Annotated in this window: 18 protein-coding genes; 15 read left to right on the forward strand and 3 right to left on the reverse strand. The window is 52.4% G+C overall.

Annotated features, from left to right (window positions below; all coding sequences use genetic code 11):
• Window positions 1-221: 221 nt before the first annotated feature.
• Window positions 222-1,235, reverse strand: a complete 1,014-nt coding sequence (locus AC2D8P_RS15175; RefSeq protein WP_484703648.1) for an IS110 family RNA-guided transposase — start codon at window positions 1,233-1,235, stop codon at window positions 222-224.
• A 504-nt stretch (window positions 1,236-1,739) separates the two neighbouring features.
• Complete coding sequence (locus AC2D8P_RS15180; protein WP_484703665.1) at window positions 1,740-2,474, reverse strand: Crp/Fnr family transcriptional regulator; 735 nt, start codon at window positions 2,472-2,474, stop codon at window positions 1,740-1,742.
• A gap of 152 nt (window positions 2,475-2,626) precedes the next feature.
• On the opposite strand from AC2D8P_RS15180, the gene AC2D8P_RS15185 reads away from it, so the two are divergent.
• The 9 genes from AC2D8P_RS15185 to AC2D8P_RS15225 all read left to right on the forward strand — a co-directional run bounded on the left by AC2D8P_RS15185 (window position 2,627) and on the right by AC2D8P_RS15225 (window position 13,544).
• Window positions 2,627-2,863: a hypothetical protein gene (locus AC2D8P_RS15185; protein ID WP_484703649.1), complete on the forward strand. Its 237-nt coding sequence runs from the start codon at window positions 2,627-2,629 to the stop codon at window positions 2,861-2,863.
• A gap of 218 nt (window positions 2,864-3,081) precedes the next feature.
• Window positions 3,082-4,659 carry an ABC transporter substrate-binding protein gene (locus AC2D8P_RS15190; RefSeq protein WP_484703650.1) on the forward strand — a complete coding sequence of 526 codons (1,578 nt, stop codon included), beginning with the start codon at window positions 3,082-3,084 and terminating at the stop codon, window positions 4,657-4,659.
• Window positions 4,660-4,729: 70 nt separating this feature from the next.
• Entirely contained in the window at window positions 4,730-5,659 is a 930-nt protein-coding gene (locus AC2D8P_RS15195) for an ABC transporter permease (RefSeq protein WP_484703651.1), read from the forward strand.
• On the forward strand, window positions 5,656-6,540 hold the full coding sequence (locus tag AC2D8P_RS15200; protein WP_484703652.1) for an ABC transporter permease: 885 nt from the start codon (window positions 5,656-5,658) through the stop codon (window positions 6,538-6,540). The genes AC2D8P_RS15195 and AC2D8P_RS15200 overlap by 4 nt, the downstream gene beginning before the upstream one ends.
• The gene (locus AC2D8P_RS15205; RefSeq protein WP_484703653.1) at window positions 6,537-7,493 is read left to right on the forward strand and encodes an ABC transporter ATP-binding protein; all 957 of its coding nucleotides are present in this window, start codon (window positions 6,537-6,539) and stop codon (window positions 7,491-7,493) included. Before AC2D8P_RS15200 ends, AC2D8P_RS15205 begins: the two co-directional genes overlap by 4 nt.
• Window positions 7,490-8,443, forward strand: coding sequence for an ABC transporter ATP-binding protein (locus tag AC2D8P_RS15210; protein WP_484703654.1), 954 nt, complete (start codon window positions 7,490-7,492; stop codon window positions 8,441-8,443). Before AC2D8P_RS15205 ends, AC2D8P_RS15210 begins: the two co-directional genes overlap by 4 nt.
• A gap of 12 nt (window positions 8,444-8,455) precedes the next feature.
• Window positions 8,456-9,934, forward strand: coding sequence for a M81 family metallopeptidase (locus tag AC2D8P_RS15215; RefSeq protein WP_484703655.1), 1,479 nt, complete (start codon window positions 8,456-8,458; stop codon window positions 9,932-9,934).
• A gap of 889 nt (window positions 9,935-10,823) precedes the next feature.
• Entirely contained in the window at window positions 10,824-11,441 is a 618-nt protein-coding gene (locus AC2D8P_RS15220; protein WP_484703656.1) for a TetR/AcrR family transcriptional regulator, read from the forward strand.
• 3 nt (window positions 11,442-11,444) lie between these two features.
• Entirely contained in the window at window positions 11,445-13,544 is a 2,100-nt protein-coding gene (locus AC2D8P_RS15225; protein ID WP_484703657.1) for an alpha/beta fold hydrolase, read from the forward strand.
• A gap of 855 nt (window positions 13,545-14,399) precedes the next feature.
• Here the strand turns inward: AC2D8P_RS15225 and AC2D8P_RS15230 are convergent.
• Window positions 14,400-15,770, reverse strand: a complete 1,371-nt coding sequence (locus tag AC2D8P_RS15230) for a metal-dependent hydrolase family protein (protein WP_484703658.1) — start codon at window positions 15,768-15,770, stop codon at window positions 14,400-14,402.
• 321 nt (window positions 15,771-16,091) lie between these two features.
• Between AC2D8P_RS15230 and AC2D8P_RS15235 the strand changes: the two genes are divergently transcribed.
• From AC2D8P_RS15235 to AC2D8P_RS15260, 6 genes are all read left to right on the forward strand, one after another.
• Window positions 16,092-16,376 carry an I78 family peptidase inhibitor gene (locus AC2D8P_RS15235; protein WP_484703659.1) on the forward strand — a complete coding sequence of 95 codons (285 nt, stop codon included), beginning with the start codon at window positions 16,092-16,094 and terminating at the stop codon, window positions 16,374-16,376.
• Window positions 16,377-16,384: 8 nt separating this feature from the next.
• Entirely contained in the window at window positions 16,385-16,951 is a 567-nt protein-coding gene (locus tag AC2D8P_RS15240; protein WP_484703660.1) for a hypothetical protein, read from the forward strand.
• A 183-nt stretch (window positions 16,952-17,134) separates the two neighbouring features.
• Window positions 17,135-17,506: an I78 family peptidase inhibitor gene (locus AC2D8P_RS15245; protein ID WP_484703661.1), complete on the forward strand. Its 372-nt coding sequence runs from the start codon at window positions 17,135-17,137 to the stop codon at window positions 17,504-17,506.
• Window positions 17,507-18,364: 858 nt separating this feature from the next.
• Window positions 18,365-18,928 (forward strand): recombinase family protein, encoded by a 564-nt coding sequence (locus tag AC2D8P_RS15250; protein WP_484703662.1) that lies wholly within the window; start codon window positions 18,365-18,367, stop codon window positions 18,926-18,928.
• Between the two features lie 299 nt (window positions 18,929-19,227).
• Complete coding sequence (locus tag AC2D8P_RS15255) at window positions 19,228-19,884, forward strand: pyridoxamine 5'-phosphate oxidase family protein (protein ID WP_484703663.1); 657 nt, start codon at window positions 19,228-19,230, stop codon at window positions 19,882-19,884.
• 48 nt (window positions 19,885-19,932) lie between these two features.
• On the forward strand, window positions 19,933-20,412 hold the full coding sequence (locus tag AC2D8P_RS15260) for a GFA family protein (RefSeq protein WP_484703664.1): 480 nt from the start codon (window positions 19,933-19,935) through the stop codon (window positions 20,410-20,412).
• The last annotated feature ends 180 nt before the right edge of the window (window positions 20,413-20,592 follow it).

Here is a 20,592-nt window from a genome sequence, read left to right on the forward strand (position 1 = left end):
ACTTCCTTCTCGTATTGCGTCTGAGGTTGCCTTTGTTCTCTTCGAACTCATTGGTTCATGATGGGGTTGGCTGGGTGTGTGTCGGCAAGGTTGAAACCGCAATCGAGCCAATTGGAGTTGCTCTTTGCTACAGAATCGTCGCCGTGTCTCACGCTCTCCCTCTGACATCCCGGATGGGAGCTCTGATTTGGGTGTCCTCGAGTTTTCCTTTGCCTCCACCGCTAGGTGGTCTGGAATTCGGTCTCGTCGCGCATCATTGCGTGCATGATAATGGCGAGGCGCCGGGCCAGCGCGACTCTGGCTTTTCTCATTGTTGAACGCGCCCCGATTGCCATGGCCCAGTCTTTGAGATTGAGGGGTGCTGAGCATCTTGTCAGCACCACATTTGCGGCCTCGTAAAGAAGCGTGCGAACTCTGACATCGCCCCGCTTCGAGATGCTGCCCGTATAATCAATTTCACCGGATTGACATCGTCGCGGAACGAGCCCGAGATAGGCGCCGACATCGCGCGACCTCCTGAAGCGCGACGGATCGTCAATGGCGGCCGCGAAAGCCAGGGCCGTTATCGGCCCGACGCCGGGAACCGTCATAAGGCGTGTGCAGACCGTGGATTTGCGAGCCATCCTTTTCATGTCGACGTCGATCGCCGCAACCGCCTTGAGAATTGCGTCGCGCGCCGCGAAGAGCCCGGATAGAGCGGCATGCAGACCTGGTACACCATTGCTGACTTGTAGCGCTGCATCTTTAAATGCCGGAGATAGGGCTCTGGGCAGTCTTACACCGAACACGACCACCAGACCCCGGATCTGATTGTCTATGGTGACGCGCTGTCCGACCAACTTCTTGCGGGCTGCGATCAGGGAACGGATCGCATGGGCCGACAAAGATTTGACATGTGTCGGTTTGTAGAATCCCGTACGTGCGAGATGTGCCAAACCACGGGCATCGTTGCGATCCGTCTTGTGCCCCGCCAACGACTTCAACGCCTGATAGGCTTGCCTGCTTTCAATGCACACAACCCGCACACCATGTTCGACAAGCCCGTGGTAGAGCATCGGTGCCATTCGACCCGTCTCGAAGACGACCTGTTCACAAGGCGGAACAGCTGCGAGAAAATCGGCAATTGCAACAGGCGATGAGCGCGTCTTACCTTCGCGTATCAGTGTACCTTGACGATCAAGGACGCAAATGTGCGTCTCTTCCATCGAGACATCCAGACCAGCATAATATTCCATTTCTCAATGCCTCTCTGCTTTTTGCCGGTCTACTGTACCGGCGTTGCGCAGAGGCAGATCGAGATTACTCCATGTTGAAAAACTCGGAATTCCGGGAAGCCTAAATTTACTGCAAACGGGCGGTCATTCGCAAAAGTCCTCCATCACTACCAATGACGATTGTTGAGACGCTCTCTGGCGGCCAGAGCCAGGATTTGGCCGATCCCTCGGCTGGAAAACCCCACCCGTTCTGTGCGGACAATTTTGGACTAGAAATTGCGCAAAAATGGAGTTTTTCAACAGTATCAGCTCAAACTGACCAACGCTACATGGTCAACAAATGACGGTATGATGTGTGAAGCGATCATCCAAAAATGAGTGTACAGCATTACCGAAATGGTGCCTCCGGAAGATAATGAGACTGAAGCGCACAAGATATTGGACGCGCTGAAGCAAGAGCATGTGTAACTCAATGCCAATTTTTTGGTCGACGCTTCGACAGAGGATTGGCGGGGGTCAGTTTTCTCACTTCAATAGCGGTCCGGTCTGATCCAGATACGCCGGATCGAACCCTGCCAGTGTTAACAGACGATCATAGCTGTCGAACGTCACGCGACCGTCCCGAAAGGTGACCAGCCCATTCTCGCGCAATCGTCGAAGAACGCGATTGACATGTACCGCGCTCAGACCCAAGGCATCAGCGAGATGATATTGAGTCAGCGGACAGTCATAGCCTGCTTTGCTCCCCATTCCGACAAGCGTCAATCTGGTCCCGAGCTCCAGTAAGAAGTGCGCCATACGTTCGTCTGGATCGCGCCGTCCAAGTCCGACCAAGTGTTCTACCACCATTGCCTCATCCCGTGACGCCGCCCAGAGGATCGCGGTTGCGAGCCGCGGCGTTTGCGCAAATGCCCCCAGAAGGTCGTCAGCAAGGACTTCGGCGGCCTGGATATCCGCAATTGGTTCAATACTGTGATCCGAAACATGCAGCAGCACGCTGCGCAATCCCAGGAAATCCCCTGGTATCTGAAAATCGACGATCTGGCGTGACCCGTCAGGCTGGGTTTTATAGGAACACGCCCAGCCCGCAGCCAGTATATACGCCGCTTGCTTCGATTGCCCTTGATGTACGAGATCACGCCCAGAGACAAAAGATTTTCGGCGCTGGTGCAGACGAGCCAACACTGCAAGCTCGTTCTCGGATAAGGCAATAAAGGCAGAGAGCTTTCGGGCGAGGGGGCTGTTTAGGATGGCGCTCAAGAGATTTTCCGGAATCTTCGTCAACTCACAATGAAATCGACTTGGGGACTGCTTTCGATCAGTCCAGCATACCGCAATTTCTGCAAGGATGGCGAAGTTCATCAATATTCCACCGATTCTTTACCCCTTTTCCGCAGGAAGGAAGGCATTTGATGCCCAATCTGACAGATTACTCAGGAATAGCGGCTCTCTCTATCTGCGAGGCGCTTCTTCTGGCCTTGGGCGATCACAAACTTCTACCTGAACAGGAGATTATCGGGGTTCTTCGCGATGCTGCAACAACCCATGACAATGCGGTCGGTACGGAAGCCGAATTGGCGACGCACCAGGCGGTTGCCAGTCTGATCAACCAGATCATCGATGGCGGAAACTCGGTTCGGCGACCATGAATATGGTCGCCAAAAACCAATGTTTCAATCTGCCGGAGAAGGGCGTGTTCATGGAGCTTGGCCCTGAGATAACGGTTCGATTGGGCAAGATAGCCGAACTTTTCGGCATTGTTGCCGGTTACGTGGGCAATGCCCAAAAGCCTGGGCAAAACCAAACCCGAAAATTGGAAAAGCATGGCCTAAAACATTTCTCTTTCATCACAAAAAGGACGAACCCAATGCACTATGCGACCAAGACGAAGCTTTTGTCAGGAACGGCGCTGCTTGCGGCCGGGTTCCTTTCCTCTGCCGTGCTGGCTCAGGATGTAACGATTGCCTTTGCGGCGGATGAATTGGGGGCTACTTCCTACAATCCCGTCACATCGAGCAACCTCAACTCTGCGGCATCACTCATTTATGACAGGCTGGTCGAACAGAATGCCGACCAATCCTATCACCCACATTTGGCCACGTCCTGGGAAGAAGCCCCCGACGGCATGTCATGGGTTTTCCATCTCAAAGATGGTGTAACGTTTCACGATGGAACTCCTTTCAACGCGCAATCCGTGGCAGACTGGATCCCTGATTTCGCTGACACCGAAAACGCCTATCTTGTTGCTGCGGTTGCATCAGTCGAAGTCGTCGATGACCTGACCGTCAAGCTGATCATGTCACGGCCTGAGCCGAACCTACTTTATAACCTGTCGTCCACCTTTATGGGCGTACCGGGGGCTGCTGCCTACGAAGAAATGGGGGACGAATTTGGTGTCTCAGGTGCGGTGGGCACGGGCCCGTTCAAACTGGATAGTTTCGCGATCGGGCTGGAAACCGTTTTGGTGCGTAATGAAGAATATGCCTGGGCGTCTGAGTTATCGGATAACCAAGGTGCGGCACACGTCGGACAGATCACATTCCGAGAGGTCCCCGATCAGTCTACAGCGTTTCTGGAACTGAAGACCGGAGGGATTGATCTACTTTTGGGCGTTCCTACGGATTTTCTGGAAATCCTGAAGGCCGAAAGCAATGTCGCGATCATCCAGATGCCCGGCACTGGCATCAACTATATGCCGATCAATGTGACATCAGCCCCGTTTGACGACATCAAAGTTCGCGAAGCCACCGGTCTGGCTGTCAATCAACAAGCGATCGTGGCGTCGATCTATAACGGTGTTGGTGCGCCTGCGCATAATTTCCTGATCGCTTCGCTTCCCGAAGCGCAAGTCGATCCTATGCTGAACGTTACCTATGACGTCGACAAGGCAAATGCCCTGTTGGAGGACGCAGGTTGGATTATGGGCGACGGCAACGTTCGCGCTAAGGATGGCAAACCATTGTCGGTCAAACTCTTCACCCAGAACGGCACCGAATTCACCTCGCTTACGCAGGTGATTCAGGCGCAACTGGCTGAGATTGGCATGGAAGCCGTAATTACCGTTTTTGACAGCTCTACTATCCGCGACGAATACAAAAACAACCGACATCAGCTTGCCGTACGGGGATATGATTGGAACAATTCCGATATTCTGGACTGGTTCTTTTCCGGCAAGCGGTTGGGCTATCCGAACATCTCCATGTGGGAGGACGCGGAAGGCCAGCGCCTGAACGATGTAGCGATGGAAGACAGCAAGAACTCGGATGAGCGAATTGCGAATTTCAAAGCCTATCACGAGTATGTCCTGTCGCAGCACCTCTTTGTGCCGATCTACCAGCCGACCAAGAACATTGCCTATAATTCGGACCGGGTGAATGTGCCCGATCCAGTGCGTGGCACACGGTTTCGGTCGCAGACTGTGCTCGACATGACCGTGGTTGAGTAAGTCAACAAGTTGATTACACCCATCCCGGTCTGTGGGGTGGGTGGTACATACTCCCGAAAGGGTGCTCTTAATGCTCCTGCGATACATCTTCTTTCGGGCGCTGATGCTGATCCCCGTGTCGATCTCGATTTCAGTCGTGATCTTCATGATTGTGCACCTGCTGCCCGGCGATCCCATTGACAACCTTATTCGGGTGGGATCGTCACCGGATGACAGGGCCGCGCTCGTCACCAAATACGGGTTGGATCAGCCCTTGGTCGCCCAATATTTTCACTGGATCGGTGCGATGTTACAGGGTGACTTTGGCGAGGCTATCGTGTTGCGACGCCCCGTGGCCGACCTGATCGCGCAAAACCTGCCATACTCTTTGACACTCGGCGGGCTGGCCTTTGTCTTCTCCAGCATCGTTGGCATCACACTTGGAACCATATCAGCCACAACGCGTTCAACCATCGTGGAACAGTTCGTGCGCGGGTTTATCTTGCTCGGCTCGACCGTTCCCGGGTTTTGGTTGGCACTTTTGATGATCCTTTTCTTCTCTGTGCAACTGCAGTGGTTTCCTGTTTCGGGCGCAAGGGGATGGAACAGTCTGGTGCTGCCAGTACTGACCATCGGCTTTGGCGGTGTCGCACTGGTCGCAAGGGTAACCCGTGTTGCCCTGATGGACGTGCGGCGAGAGGATTTTGTGACATTGCTACATGCCAAAGGACTTCCATCACGCACGATCCTGACCCGCCACCTGATGCCACACGCCATGTTACCGGTGGTCACCATTCTGGCGCTACGGATCGGCTGGATTTTGGGCGGGGCCGTGACTGTCGAAATTGTTTTTGGCCGCCCGGGTCTTGGTTCCCTGTTGATCCGGGCCTTGGGGCAACGCGACTATCCGGTTGTTCAAGGTTGCCTGCTGATGCTGGCGCTAGCGGTGATGCTCGGCACGTTGATTGGTGATGTGGCACAGGCCGCAATGGACCCGCGTATCAGAGAGGCGAAGAAATGAGTTCTATGACAGGTATTGCCGCCCGAGCTATAGCTGGATTTGGCGAGACCGCAGTCGGTCGTGCCTTTGGCTCCTGGCTGGGCAGAATTGCAGGCGGGTTTCTGGTTTTGCTCGTCCTGACGGCGATCTTTGCGCCCTGGATCACGCCGTTTGATTACGCAGCACAAGATCTTACAAACGGCAACGCCCCACCGGGCTGGCCGCATCTTCTGGGCACAGATCAATTTGGCCGAGACGTACTTTCGAGAGTCATTTACGGCGCGCGCACCTCGCTTTCCGTCAGCGCCACGGCGATTGCAATATCCATCACTGTCGGTATGACGCTGGGCGCCGCAGCAGGCTATTTTGGTGGCTTCTTTGAGCGCGCGGTGATGACCGTGGTCGATCTGACGTGGTCCTTCCCCGACATCCTGATTGCGCTGATTTTCGTGGCGATTATCGGCCCTGGCTTGACCTCAACCACCTTTGCCATTGCCATCGCCTATCTGGCGCAGTTTACCCGATTGACCCGCGCCCAGATCGTGCGACTAAAACGAGAGACCTTTATCGAGGCCACGATCAACCTTGGCGCCAAACCAAGTCATATTCTGCTGAAACACCTGTTACCCAACGCGATTGCGCCAGTGATCGTGGTGGGCATGCTTGCCATTGGTGACGGTATCGTGCTTGAGGCGACTTTGGGCTTTTTCGGTCTGGGTGCGCAGCCACCCACCCCCAGTTGGGGGGCGATGATGTCGTCGGGCACGGCGCAACTTTTCCTGAGCCCCTGGGTCATCATTTTTCCTGGCGTCGTCGTTGCCGTGACGGTGATTGCCGTGAACCTTTTTGGCGATGAGCTGATCCGCGCGCTCGATATCCGTGACCGGATCAGGGGGGCATGAGCATGTTGGAAGTGCGCGATCTTGAGGTTGCATTTGGCCACGTGGTTCCGCTCTCAGGCGTCAGTTTTTCACTGGCCAAGGGCGAAACACTGGGCATTGTCGGCGAGAGTGGATCGGGAAAATCCCTGACAGCGATGAGTATCATGGGTCTTCTGCCCTTGGCGAGCGGGCGGATCACCGCAGGATCGATTGTCTTTGACGGGCAGGAACTAACCACGTTGGCCGAAACCGACTACCGCAAGCTGCGAGGCGCACGGCTGGGGCTGATCACCCAGAATCCGATGACATCGCTGGATCCATTGCGAAAGATCGGCACGCAGGTGGATGACGTGGCGGTGCTGCATCTGGGCATGACAGGATCTGAGGCCCGCGCACGCACGATCGATATCCTTGGCACATTACGCATCCCCGACCCCCAACTGATCTGTGACCGCTATCCGCATCAGATGTCGGGCGGAATGAAACAACGCATCGTGATTGCCATGGCGCTTGCCGCTGATCCGGATGTACTGGTTGCGGACGAGCCCACAACCGCCCTTGATGTGACGGTGCAAGCCCAGATCATTCGCTTGCTTGACGATCTGGTGAAGGAACGCGATCTGGCGCTCATCTTGATCACTCACGACATGAGCGTTGTCGCCCAGACCTGCGACAAGGTGGTGGTGATGTATGCCGGGCGCGCGATTGAACACGGGCTGGTCGAGGCCATCTTTGACGCGCCTCAGCATCCTTATACGCAAGCCCTTATTGGTTGTATCCCGAAAGGACTTAGCGATGACGAACATCTGACCGGCATACCCGGAACTGTACCCAACGTTTTGAACTACCCCAAGGGCTGCCCATTTCATCCGCGCTGCGCACGGGCGCATGATGTCTGCTCAACGGATCGACCTGCATTCGTGCAACATGGGCAAAGTGCTGCTGCCTGTCATTTCGCCGGAGCACCCCCATGACCAACAAGCTTGAAGTGCGCAACCTTTGCAAACAGTTCACCAGTCCTGGCGGCCCCTTCCGTAAGTCGCGTGCGATGCATGCTGTCAATGACGTCTCGTTCGATCTGCCTGCGGGTCGGGTCATTGGCGTTGTCGGAGAGTCTGGCTGCGGCAAGTCTACGTTGGCGAGATTGATCCTGCGATTGATTGAACCCAGCACAGGCAGCCTGAAGTTTGATGGCGACGATCTGCGCACCAAAACGCCGGTACAGATGCGCGAACTGCGCGCTGACATGCAGATGGTGTTTCAAGACCCTTATTCAGCGATTGATCCACGCTACACCATTGCCCGTGCGGTGATGGAACCATTTGAGGTGCAGGGGCGCAAACCTCAAGGCACCGCAGTTGAGGAGATCGCAGCGCTTCTGACGATGGTCGGCCTGGACCCCGGTCTTGCCGGCAGCTTCCCGCACCAGATTTCCGGCGGACAGAAACAACGTGTCGGTATTGCCCGTGCACTCGCCCTGCGCCCGTCCCTGCTCGTACTTGATGAGCCGACCGCATCATTAGATGTCTCTGTTCAAGCGCAGATCATCAGCCTGCTGGAACAGCTTCGTGACGATCTGGGGCTGACCTATCTGTTTATCAGCCATGATCTGAGCCTTGTGCGCTACTTCTGCGACGAAATACTGGTTATGTATTTGGGTCGCGTGGTCGAGGCACTGCCGGACACGGACCTGCCTGCGCGCCACCCCTATACCGCGACGCTGATGGACAGCACCTTCGCGCCCGACCCAAAACTTCGCCGTGTCATTGCACCTCTCGAAGGCGAAGTCCCCAGCCCGTTCAATCTGCCGACTGGTTGCGCTTTTGCAGATCGTTGTCCGAAGGCCACTGACCTGTGCCGCACAGAGACACCCAGACTATCTGCGCGGGATGGCCATCCGGTCGCCTGCCATCATCCGCTTTAAAGGAGCACGCCCTTGGCTGCCCGTATCCTGACTGCAGAGATCTCGCACGAAACCAATACTTTCAATCTCCACCCTACCGATATTTCCAACTTCCAGGATCGTTATCTTCTTGATGGTCCTGCCGCAATTGCGTCGCGCGGAGAAAAGAACACAGAACTCGCCGGTATTCTGGAAGTCGGGAGCAGAAATGGATGGGACCACACCCATGTGATCAGCGCCTCCGCCGGGCCCGGAGGGCGGGTTACGGACCGCGCTTTTGACAAACTCTGCGCCCCCATTCTTGAGGCGATAGAGACCGGTGATTGGGATGGCATTCTGTTGATCCTGCACGGCGCCATGGTTACCTCATCGCATGACGATGGCGAAGGGGAACTTCTGCGCCGCCTGCGCGCCCTCACCGGCCCGAAGCTACCTATTGCTGTCACCCTTGATCCACATGCCAATGTCAGCGCGTCAATGTGTGCCCAGGCGCAAATCCTTGTGTCTTTCACCACCTATCCGCACGTCGACATCCGCGCCACGGGCCTCAGAGTGGCGGAATTGTTGCAGCGCATGATCGACGGCGACATTGCTCCTCAAACCCTACGGGCGCACCGGCCAATGTTGGAAGAGGCAAATGGCGGCCGAACAGATATCGGCCCGATGATCGAACGGCATGCCATGGCCCGAGCGTTTGAAGCTCGTAAAGGCGTCTATGCTGTCAGTATAAATGCGGCATTTCCCTGCGCTGATATTGCCGATGTTGGCCCAACCGTTTTGGTTACAGCCGAAATGGACCAACCCGGTTCACAGGAGATCGCCGAAGAGATTGCCGATGATATTTGGGATCGGCGCGATGAGAAGCTGAATTCCTATCTGACAGTAGCTGAGGCGGCAGATGTTGCACGCACATGGAAAGGCGGGAGCGGGCCGTTGGTAATTGCGGATTACGCCGATAATCCCGGCTCTGGCGCGTATGGAGATTCCACCGCACTGCTATCGGCGCTTCTGGAAGCGAGTGTCACTGAAGCCTGCTTTGGTCCGATGATCGACCCAAAGGCGGTCGCGTTTCTTCAGACGCGAACTATTGGCGCGACTGTCACCTTGAAATTGGGCGGCAGGATGGCGCCGGAATTCGGTGGTGAGCCCATCAACGTCACCGGTAAGTTGATGTGGATCGGCGATGGTCTGGTGACCGGAAGCGGCCCGATCTTGGGCGGCCTACAGCGCAGTTTTGGCGCGACCGCTGTACTGAGGGTTGAAGGCATCGATATTCTGATCGTAAGTATCGCCCATCAGATACTAGATCTGCGACAGTTCGAGACATTCGGAATCCTCCCTCAACACTGCCGGGTTGTGGCTCTTAAATCCATGCAACATTTTCGTGCTGCATTTGTCCCAATTGCGGGACGTATCATCGTATGTGACAGCGGTGCTTTATGCACGGTCAACTATGGCGCATTACGTTATTTCTCTGTTCCACGCCCGATATACCCTCTGGACATCATCTAAGATTTAACGCGGAAGCGATGAAAATTGCATGTCTACTTAACCAGGTTACTACGAAAGGGTGGTTCACCTGACGCATCCTCGGTTTAACGTCCATAAGTCCGGCCATTTATATCAAGAACATCATGCCAAAATTTGAAAATATGAGGATTTTTGCTCATGAAAAGGTAACGCCCTACTTAATGTGCCTCTGTGCATTGAATTTTTAAAAAATCCTATTGATTGGTTAAATGACGCGGTCGTCGCCCCTGGGGCGAGAATTACGACAACGCCCGTCAATGACCGCATTTCGAGCTACATCGCCGAGCGATCAGTCCTAATGGGTTCATATTTCCTGAACCCTTGAGTTTTGGCCTATGGGACTAAGCGCAGGAACCGGTCATTCGCTTAGAAGCGGCAAAGGTCAGAAAAAATCCATTTAGCAGGAACTTAAGGGGGGACTATCGAACGTCTGTTTCAAGCAATTTTGAAGAGAATAAGAATATTTCAAACAGTGCCTGAAGTGTAATGTGAGTGCCATTTTACAATCAAACACTACGCAAAAATCACGTAACTCATTGATTTTATTGGAGGCGAGTACCGGAATCGAACCGGTGTACACGGATTTGCAATCCTAAGGATTCCACTGAAAACATTGAGTTATTTTGTAAAATGATCCGCAGGGTGCCCGTGGAATATCCGTGGGTTAGTTGCTGATTGTAAAACGCGTTGGGCGATGCGGGCACTAGTTTTAGATGCAGCAGAGGGACGGATTGGGTCCAATGTTACGGATGCTGCGCTTAGAGTTTATGACAACTAAGCGTCGATGCCTGACAATTCCTAGTACGCACTCCATATTTACCAATTGATTTATTCAATCGAACGATTTAAATAAATTGGAAGGAGATTCCTTATGGCAAGAGTTACAGCAGAACGGGTGGAGCAAACCAAGCGAGAGTTGCTGGACGCCGCGCGTGACGTTTTGATCGATGAGGGTTTTTCTGGCTTGTCTACACGAAGAGTGGCGGAGGTCGCAAACACGCAGATGAGCCAGATCCAATATCACTTTGGCTCCAAAGAAGGTATGATATTGGCCCTGTTTGAGTATCTGAACGTGCAGTTGATCGATCGGCAGACCAAAACCTTCAATAACCCCGATCTGAGCGTTGCACAGAAATGGAAGCTGTCGTGCGACTATCTGGATCAGGATCTGTCCTCTGGCTACGTTCGGGTGCTGATGGAGTTGATGGCAGTGGGTTGGAGCAACCCGGCGATTGGATACGCCATCAAAGAGGCGCTGAACAACTGGCGTACCTTAATATTGAGCCTTACTAAAAATCTTGAAAAGGAGATTGGCACCCTAGGCCCATTTCGGGCCGAGGAAATCAGCGCCTTGGTTAGTGCGGCCTTTATCGGGGCGGAGGCTGCGATCTTGCTTGGATATGAATCAGAAGACATCCCGTTCAAGGGTTCATTGCGACGTTTTGGAGAGGTTATCGAGCATTTCGAAAATTCAAATACAGTGGAGTAAGACATGCGCGCGAAACTGCCTCATACGACCGGAACTGTCGACCGAGACGGTGTAAAACTGCACTATGAAGTGTTTGGGGGCGGAGGCCACACGATCTTCTTCGTGCCGACATGGTCTTTGGTGCATTCACGAATATGGAAGGCGCAGGTGCCGTACTTTAGCGATCACTTCCGCTGTATCACTATGGACCCCCGCGGTAACGGGAAATCAGAGCGACCTGCCAGCGCGAGCCAGTATAAGCTGAGCGATTATGTTGGCGATGTATTGGCGGTGATGGATGCAACAGGGTCTGAAAAGGCGATTCTAGTGGGCGTGTCGATGGGGTCAAAGATCATCTGCGCCACAGCAGCCTATCATCCCGACCGGGTTGCGGCATTGATATCCATTGGCACTAGTCTGAATCTTCATGACACTTTCCCGTACAAAACTTATGAACATTACGATCAGACATATGAAAATGATGAAGGCTGGAACAAATACAGCCGTGATTTTTGGTTGAAAGATTACCCGGCATTCGTGGACTTCATAACAAAGCAAATTCATTGCGAACCGCATTCAACCAAGCAGATCGAAGATGGTATGCGCTGGGCGAGTGAAACGACAGGCGACACGCTTGTCGATACGATGGATGTGCCGAGTGAAGATGATCTAGTTTTATCCGAAGAGGTTTATCGTCAGATTAGTTGTCCGGTTTTGGCCATACATAGCGAAAATGATCGGATGGCGCCTTTCGAAACATCCAACCGTTTGATCGAAGTCACCGGGGGTGAATTGGCCCGCCTGAAGCGCGGCGGACATGCGCCGCAAGGCCGGTTCCCCGCCCAAGTCAATACGTTGATACGTGACTTTCTGGCACGTGAATTGGGGACGCACCAACCACGTCGAAAACTCCGCGGGGGACGGGGGAAGCGTGCCCTGTACCTATCCTCTCCCATAGGTTTGGGGCACGCACGCCGCGATCTGGCGGTGGCGCGGGAATTGCGCAGACTGCATCTGGATTTGCAGGTGGATTGGTTGGCCCAAGACCCAGTGACGCGGTTTCTGAACGCCAATCAGGAAATCATTCACCCTGCCAGCAAGTTGCTGGCCAATGAATCTGAGCATATCGAGGATGAATGCGGCGAACATGATCTGAATGCCTTTCAGGCGATCCGCTCGATGGATGAGATTCTGATCAAAAACTTCATGGTGTTCCAAGAGGTTCTGGAAGAACAGGATTATGATTTGGTGATCGCGGACGAGGCTTGGGACGTCGATCATTACTGGCATGAGCATCCAGATATGAAGAAGGCACCGATTGCGTGGTTCACGGATTTCGTTGGATGGGTGCCGTTCGCAGAGAATGGGCCGCACGAGGCTTTCCTGACCACCGACTACAACGCTGAAATGATCGAACATGTCGAAGATCATCCACATATTCGTGACCGCGCGATCTTTGTCGGCGGGCCGAAAGACATTGTTGATATGGGCTTTGGCACAGGCCTGCCGCAAATGCGCGATTGGATTCCAAAACACTTTGAATTTTCTGACTATATCATCGGTCAGCATCCGTCCGAATTTGGCAGTCGCGATGATTTGCGGGCTGAGTTTGGCTATGATGACGGACGTCTGACATGCATCGTCGCGGTTGGAGGTTCCGGGGTCGGCGCCACTTTGATCCGGCGTATTCTGTCGGCATATCCGATTGCCAAGGTAAAAATCCCAGAGCTGCGAATGATCGTGGTGATGGGGCCGCGACTAGATCCGGCGGCTTTTGAAGTGCCAAACGGGGTTGAAACACACAGATTTGTACCGAATCTTGACCGACATTTGGCAGCCTGTGATCTTGCTCTTGTACAGGGCGGTCTGACGACCTGCATGGAGCTGGCCGCCGCTTGTACACCGTTTTTGTATTTCCCGCTGCGTAATCACTTTGAGCAGAATTTTCATGTGGCCAGCCGATTGGAGCGCTACAATGCTGGACGAAAGATGATTTATTCGGAGAGCGATCCTGAGCGCATTGCCATCGCAATGGTAGAAGAAATAAAGGCACCACGTGTTCCCCATCCTGTGGCAGCAGATGGGGCCATGCGAGCGGCCAATATGCTTGCCGACCTGCTTTAAGGCACGGAGAGAAATCTAAACTCACCCTCCCCTTTTGATTGGGCGAATGCTGAAGCCATTAACTCTGTGGCGACGGAGTGCATGGAGGATGCCTTTAAGGTCAGCCGGAACGTATGCGCTGTACCCTGCACCTCGAACAAAGCAAACGCCTGACCTAGCGCAATCCGGTTTCCGGAATGGTGGTTGTCGGGCGCGACCGTCGGATTGAAGGGGAGAAGCAAATGTTCTGAAAGATCAAATGCTCTTATGACAGCCGATTCCGGATATTGGCACACTGCATAAGAATGGCAGTTTTGATCCACTTAGCAGGAATTTAAGGGGGGGGGCGATCGAACGTCAGTTTCAAGCAAATTTGAAGAGAATAAGAATATTTCAAACGGTGCCAGAAGTGTAATGTGAGTGCCATTTTACAATCAAACACTACGCGGAAATCTCGTAACTTATTGATTTTAAATGGAGGCGAGTACCGGAATCGAACCGGTGTACACGGATTTGCAATCCCTAGGATTGCACTGATTTCATTGAATTGTTTTGTAAAATGGTCTGCAGGATGCTCGTGGAATATCCGTGGGTTAGTTGCTGATTGTAAAATGCGTGAACTGGGCATTCCGGACATTCGGACGAGCACGGTTAATAGCTGCTCCGAGCCTACTTTGCTAAAATATCGAATAACCGGAACGCGCGGGCTTCATAAAACCAATGGCTATGGGACAAATGACAGAAATCCCAGAGTGTCGATTTCCACGAATAGACTTGCTTTCTTGAACAGGGGTAATTGATCACTGCGGGGCGCTAAGTCAGCGCCCCGCTCGCATTGAGTTAAGTCAGGTCTACAGCCCTACTTTCACTGAAGCCTTAGTCCATGGAGTATTTGTAAATCACTCCATCCTTCATGATCAGGTCAAAATTCGCTGCGGGGTCTCCAACCAGATCGAGATTTTCAAGCGGATTGCCATCAACGAGAATGAGATCGGCATATGCGCCAACTTCGATGACACCCAATGATCCTTCAGGATATGGATTAAGTTCTCCAGACATCTTAAGCAGTTCTGCGTTGTCGCATGTTGCCATTTTTAGAGCTTCAAATGGGGTAAACCATTTATCGAGCTTGGCAAGCTGTGCGCCTTGTCGGGCGGCTAGGTTTTCGTCGAATAAAGCGTCCGTTCCGAAAGCGATTTTTACACCGAGTTCCCGGGCATTCTGATACACGAAATCCGTACCATCGGTAACACGACGATATTTTTCAATGCTATCAGGGGTTGCCAAGGCCGGCGCGTCCTCATCGTCGAGAAATGGTTGAATGCTCAGCCAGACATCCTCGTCCACCATGCGCTGGAGCGTGTCGCGCGTGACTAGGTGGCCATGCTCAATGCTCTTAACCCCCGCATCCATTGCGTGATTAACCGACTCGTCCGAAATCGTGTGTGTCAGCACATATGTGCCCCAATTTTCGGCGGCAGTGACTGCGGCCTGCAATTCTTCGAGCGTATACTGGACAGTGTGAAGCGGGTCGTATGACGAGGTGACACCACCGCCACCATGGACTTTGACCTGTGTTGCACCCTGCATGAGAACCTCGCGCACGCGCTTCAGAACTTCAGGAACTCCGTCGGCAACATAGAACATTCCAGCCGACTCAAACGCATGGAGGTGATCGGTTGTTGCGGGCACATCGAGGGTCGACCTGAAGTCGCCATGCCCGGCAGTTTGCGTGATCTGTGGTCCTGAAGGAAACACTCGCGGCCCAATAATCAGGCCCTCATCTGTCGCCCGCGCAACGTCAAACATCGGACCACCGGCGTCACGAATCGTCGTAAACCCCCGCATAAGCACATCGCCCTGCGCCTTCGCAGCGATAATGTTCCAGTATCCTTCACTTGAACCCATGAGACGTGCGACGGTTGCGGTGGCAATAACACCATGCCAATGCGCATCGATTAGCCCGGGCATGAGCACATGGCCATCTGCATCAACAATCAATGCGCCGGAAGGAGCATCCAGATTGGGATCGATTTTGGAAATGAGATTTCCAGTCACGAGAACGTCTGCAGAAACAAGATCGGGGCTACAGCCGTCAAAAATCTGTGCTCCACGGATTACTGTTTGCTCGTGAGCCATACCCAGTGTTTCGTCAGGTTCTTCGTGCGCATGCGTAACACTCGCAAAAGAAATAGCAGCCGCAACCGGAAGAAAACCGTAGTTAATCTTGTTCCTAGCGTTCGACATTTTAAACCCCCTACATAAATTATTCGAAGTATGTAGCCTCTGCGCCCAAGCACTAAGGTTGCTAGAAGACCTTCGGATTCAACTGTTTCATCGAGGAAGGGGCGAGTCAATGAAAATGCTCGACCACATCGGGCTTCAAAATTTTTCTCGTTGTTTAAAATATGGCTCTGAGGCGAGATGACTTGGATAAAACACTCTCAAGTAATTGGTTTGATACAATACCCCAACGGGTATGGTGTTATGCGTTGTCACGACAGATTGTATATGTTCTCATACGATACCTAATAAAGGATCCTCATAATGTCCTGTGAAAGAGGGAAAATGAAAAAGTATCAAATTTTGGCGCTCTCACTACTTTTGTTGGGCTGTGAAGAAAATGCGACGATGAGCGGTATGGGTGAAATTGTGCCAAATGCGTCAGATCCATGTGGTGCGGAGGTAGCTCAAGCTCTGATCGGGGAAAAACCTGAAATTTTGGATCATATCAAATTACCCAATGGAACTCGCATTATCGGACCCGACACTGCCGTAACCAGAGATTTCAGAGCGGACCGGCTGAACTTTGAAATCGGTGGTGGCGAAATTACACGGGCCTATTGTGGCTGAGATATCTTGTGGCTGAGATATCATTTGTTTTGTCGGTTGCCTTCGCTCATGCGATGACCAACCTAGACAATTTTACAATCATGCTTCTTCTGGCTCAATCAGTTGGCGCAATCACTTGTGTGAACGCTTATCTGATTGCCCAAGTCATTAGTATCTCGATTTCCGGTGCGTTGGGATTGGCAGCAACCGGTTTGCTTGGGCCATATGTTGGTTACATCGGTTTGTTACCGATAACTCTAGGCGCATATGCATTGTGGTCTTCTGGTGCCGATCAGGATTGCTCGGCTAAAGTACGTTCTGCATCACATGCGGCCATCGTATTTTTGTTTCTGGGGCTCAGCCTTGATACGATCGCTGTGATGTCAGCCATTCTGGGCGACAGCGATGCGAGTTGGAAAGGGCTTGTCTATCTGGGGGCTTTAGTGTCCGTTGCGATTTTAATCTCGTCATATCTTGTGCTCATGAAGAGCAGCAGAGCAGATGGAATTGTTTCTAGGTTAAATTATCTCGCTCCGTTTGCAATGATCGCAGTGGGTATTTACGTATTGAGCGATACATGGACGGATACCGTGTAAGCCAGTTCAACGCCTACTCCACAGTGCTCTGTAGGCTGATCCGCTCGACAGCGGCTTTACAACATCCACTTCTGTCCCAAAAGCAAAGATAGTCGAGCCCCTGCATTTCATCGAAGACGGTTTCTGGCAATAGGGAAATTACCAGCTCAATTCCCTCACCAAACACTTAATTTGACATTGGCGATGAAAAACCATCATGATGTGATAACGCGCCTCTTATTGTGGTTTTTGTTGGCGCATAGCCAGAACCAGTTGGAAGTTGGAAACACGATGGACAAACATCTACTCATAATCGCGGCGATAATTCTGGTTGGCTGCGCAGAGGATGATCAATCTGATCACATGACAAAGATTATGCCAAGCGACGCAGACATCTGCGGCGCGGAAACTGCGCAAGCCTTGATAGGCGAACCAGTTTCATTGCTCGATAATGTTGAACTCCCGGCTGGTGCCCGAATTATCGGCCCCGACACCATGGTCACCATGGATTTTCTGGAAAACCGATTAAACATTGCCACTGACGGTGACACCATTCAACAAGCATATTGCGGCTGAACGCTATCTCCGTTGTATCGCCGAAATAATGTTGACGCATGCTGGCGAGAGAAACTTTTGTTCCGTTAAGCCAAATGCAATAGTCACAGATTTCTTTTGTGCAGATTTTTTCCGTCCGGCGGGGAGACTTAACTTCGAATTGATGTCCTTTTGCGCCGCGCTGCGGAAACGAAAAACGTGGAGTGGTGACCGTTCGCTTTTGGCAATTGGCGACACTCAAGAGACTTTAAACAACCAATGTTCGGTGATAGCACACTTCGCTCAATGCATAATCCTTCTGCAGGCAAAAAGACCTTTGAAGCGGATCTGAGAATTCGGGGTGCGATCTCAAAATACTCATCGTCGGTCAGTGTTCCTAAAACGAACTCGTATGACCTCAATTCTTCCATCTGATCGATGGGTCTATCGGCATTTATTTGTTCGCGATATTCGAAAGTGAACACTCGGCTGATGGTTACTTCGCTATCTGTTTCAAGCGCGTTTTGTACCCACTGGCCTTCCCCGAACTGTTCATTATACGCGAGTACAAACACGGTCCCCCTTTTTTAATTTTATAGGCATGATTTGCTTTCAGTCAGAATATTAGACGAAGCGCAGCAAGCCGAATTGGAGATCCATCGACCCTGCTATAGCTTTCGCACATTGAAACGGCTTCGAGCCAAGGTATCCACAGTCACGGTTTGATGGTTTGTGGGTAATTCCGACTCCTCGGGTCACCTTGAAAAACGATCGTTTTTGAGGGTATCGGATGTGATCAAACTTATTCCACGTAAAGTGTCGAAATTTTCTCTCAATACTGTCTCTTGTAATATAAACTCTCAATAACTAACTCTGAGATGAGTTTTGAGAGGTGCTGATATGTTGATTGGTTACGCGCGCGTGTCAACCCAAGACCAAGACCCAAAGATGCAGGTTGATGCCCTGCGAACTGCGGGGTGTGAGAAGATCTTCACGGAAAGGGCTAGTGGAGCGAAGCGAGATCGCCCTGAGTTCAAAGCTGCCCTCGGTTATGCGAGAGAGGGGGACACTATTGTAGTTTGGAAACTTGACAGAGCTGCAAGATCCCTAAAGCAGCTAATCGAAACGGTTGAGGATCTAGAAGGACGCTGCGTCGGATTTAAATCGCTAACTGAAACCATCGACACTACCAGCCCCGGTGGGAAACTTGTCTTCACGATATTTGCGGGACTTGCCGAGTTTGAACGGTCTATCATTCAGGAACGCACACGCGCAGGGCTGGAAGCTGCCCGCTCACGCGGGCGCATAGGAGGACGACCTAGATCAGTATCTGACGAGGATATTACGGCAGCCAAAGCATTATTAAGGGACCCAGAGATTACGGTGAAGAAAGTTGCCGAACGGATAGGATGTTCCGAGGCCACCCTCTATCGATACTTACCTGCCGCGCGATCAAACGCATAGTGACCCGCGTTAGCGGGCTAAAGAAAGGAGTCCGTTGCACGAGAGGCCAATAACCGCTGAGCGGGCTTAGTTGCCATTTGCCAGAGCAGCTTCGATCAACGTAAACGGCCCTATCCGGCCATTCGGTCAGGGCAATCTCCGCCGCGTTGTAGCCCGTCGAACCTGCCTTTCGCTGCGGTCGCAAAATCGATTGGTCGGCGGACTGGAGGTATGCAGACAAAGCTCACCTACACCCCTACTCTTGGGACGGGTTTTGGAAAGCGTGCTACTATTCATTCTCCAGATAAGGAGTAGTGGTCATGGCTGAATTTTATTCTGCGTCACACCGCCGGCTTCAGGACGCTTTTGATACCCGTAGGCTGGCAGATACACTGCAAGATAACGTTATGCGATCAGAATTGGCGCCAATGGATCAGAAATTCGTATCGACAAGCGATTTCTTCTTTTTGTCCACTGTCGATCACAGCGGCTATCCGACGGTATCTTATAAAGGCGGGTTTCCGGGTTTCGTGAAGATACTTGATGAACAGACGCTGTGTTTTCCCATCTATGACGGAAATGGCATGTTCTATTCCATGGGGAACATCGCTGATGTGGGGAAGGTTGGAATGCTGTTCATTGACTTTGAACATCCTCGCCGTTTGCGCCTGCACGTCACAGCCAGCATATCGAAAGACGATGACATGACCAGTGACTATCCCAAGGCGCTTCTGGTTGTTCGTGTGAAGCTGCAGACCATCTTTACCAATTGTCCGCGCTACATTCACAGGTACCAACGCATCGAGGCTTCAAAGTTCGTTCCGAAGCAGGGTGCTGAGCCCCCTGTGCCCGAGTGGAAACGGGTGGACTATCTGCAAGATAAACTACCCACGCCAGACCGTGAGGCGGCTAGGAAATCAGGAGATACGATAACCGAGGCGGAATATCGAAGCCACTTCTGGGAGGGGCTGGAGTGACCACACTTGGCGTAAACTTGGTACATTGCCGCTCAGGAGGAATCCACGATGAAAGATTCTGACCCAATCACCGGCGGGTGTTTGTGTGGCCGGGTGCGCTATGAGGTGAGCGAACCGCTCTTCGATGCGCATTACTGCCATTGCCGAACATGTCAGAAGGCAAGCGGTGCGCCAGTTATTGCAGGCGCATTTCTGTCACGAGACACACTTCAGTTTAAATACGGTAAGCCAAAATTCTACAGGTCATCACCCATTGTGGAGCGTGGCTTCTGCGGCGACTGCGGTACATATTTACTATATCAGCCGCTCATAAAAGAATGGTCGAACTGGTCCATCATAACTATTGCGAGCCTTGACCACCCCGAAAGCCTACCACCGGAGTGCCATTATGGCATAGAGAGCAAAATCCCGTGGTTCGATGTGAGGGATGACCACCCACGCGAACGATACGAAGATGGCTTCATCGATATACTGTCGGATGAAAACCACGAGGAGCGCGAGGCAATTTTGAGGCGCTTCGTTGTTTAGTAAACTCGAAGTATTAGGCGTAAAGTTGCCCACCTCCGTATGACCGCTTCGGGCTTATTTTGTTGAAAAACTCCTGCTTGATTGATGGGTTGATCGCTGATTCAATTCTCTTATTGATCAGGAGGATTGGCGATGATGGGACCGAGGCAGGAAGCACAGGCAGCGCTGTTTTACGAGTTC

It is taken from the genome of Roseovarius sp. YIN77, from assembly GCF_057219155.1.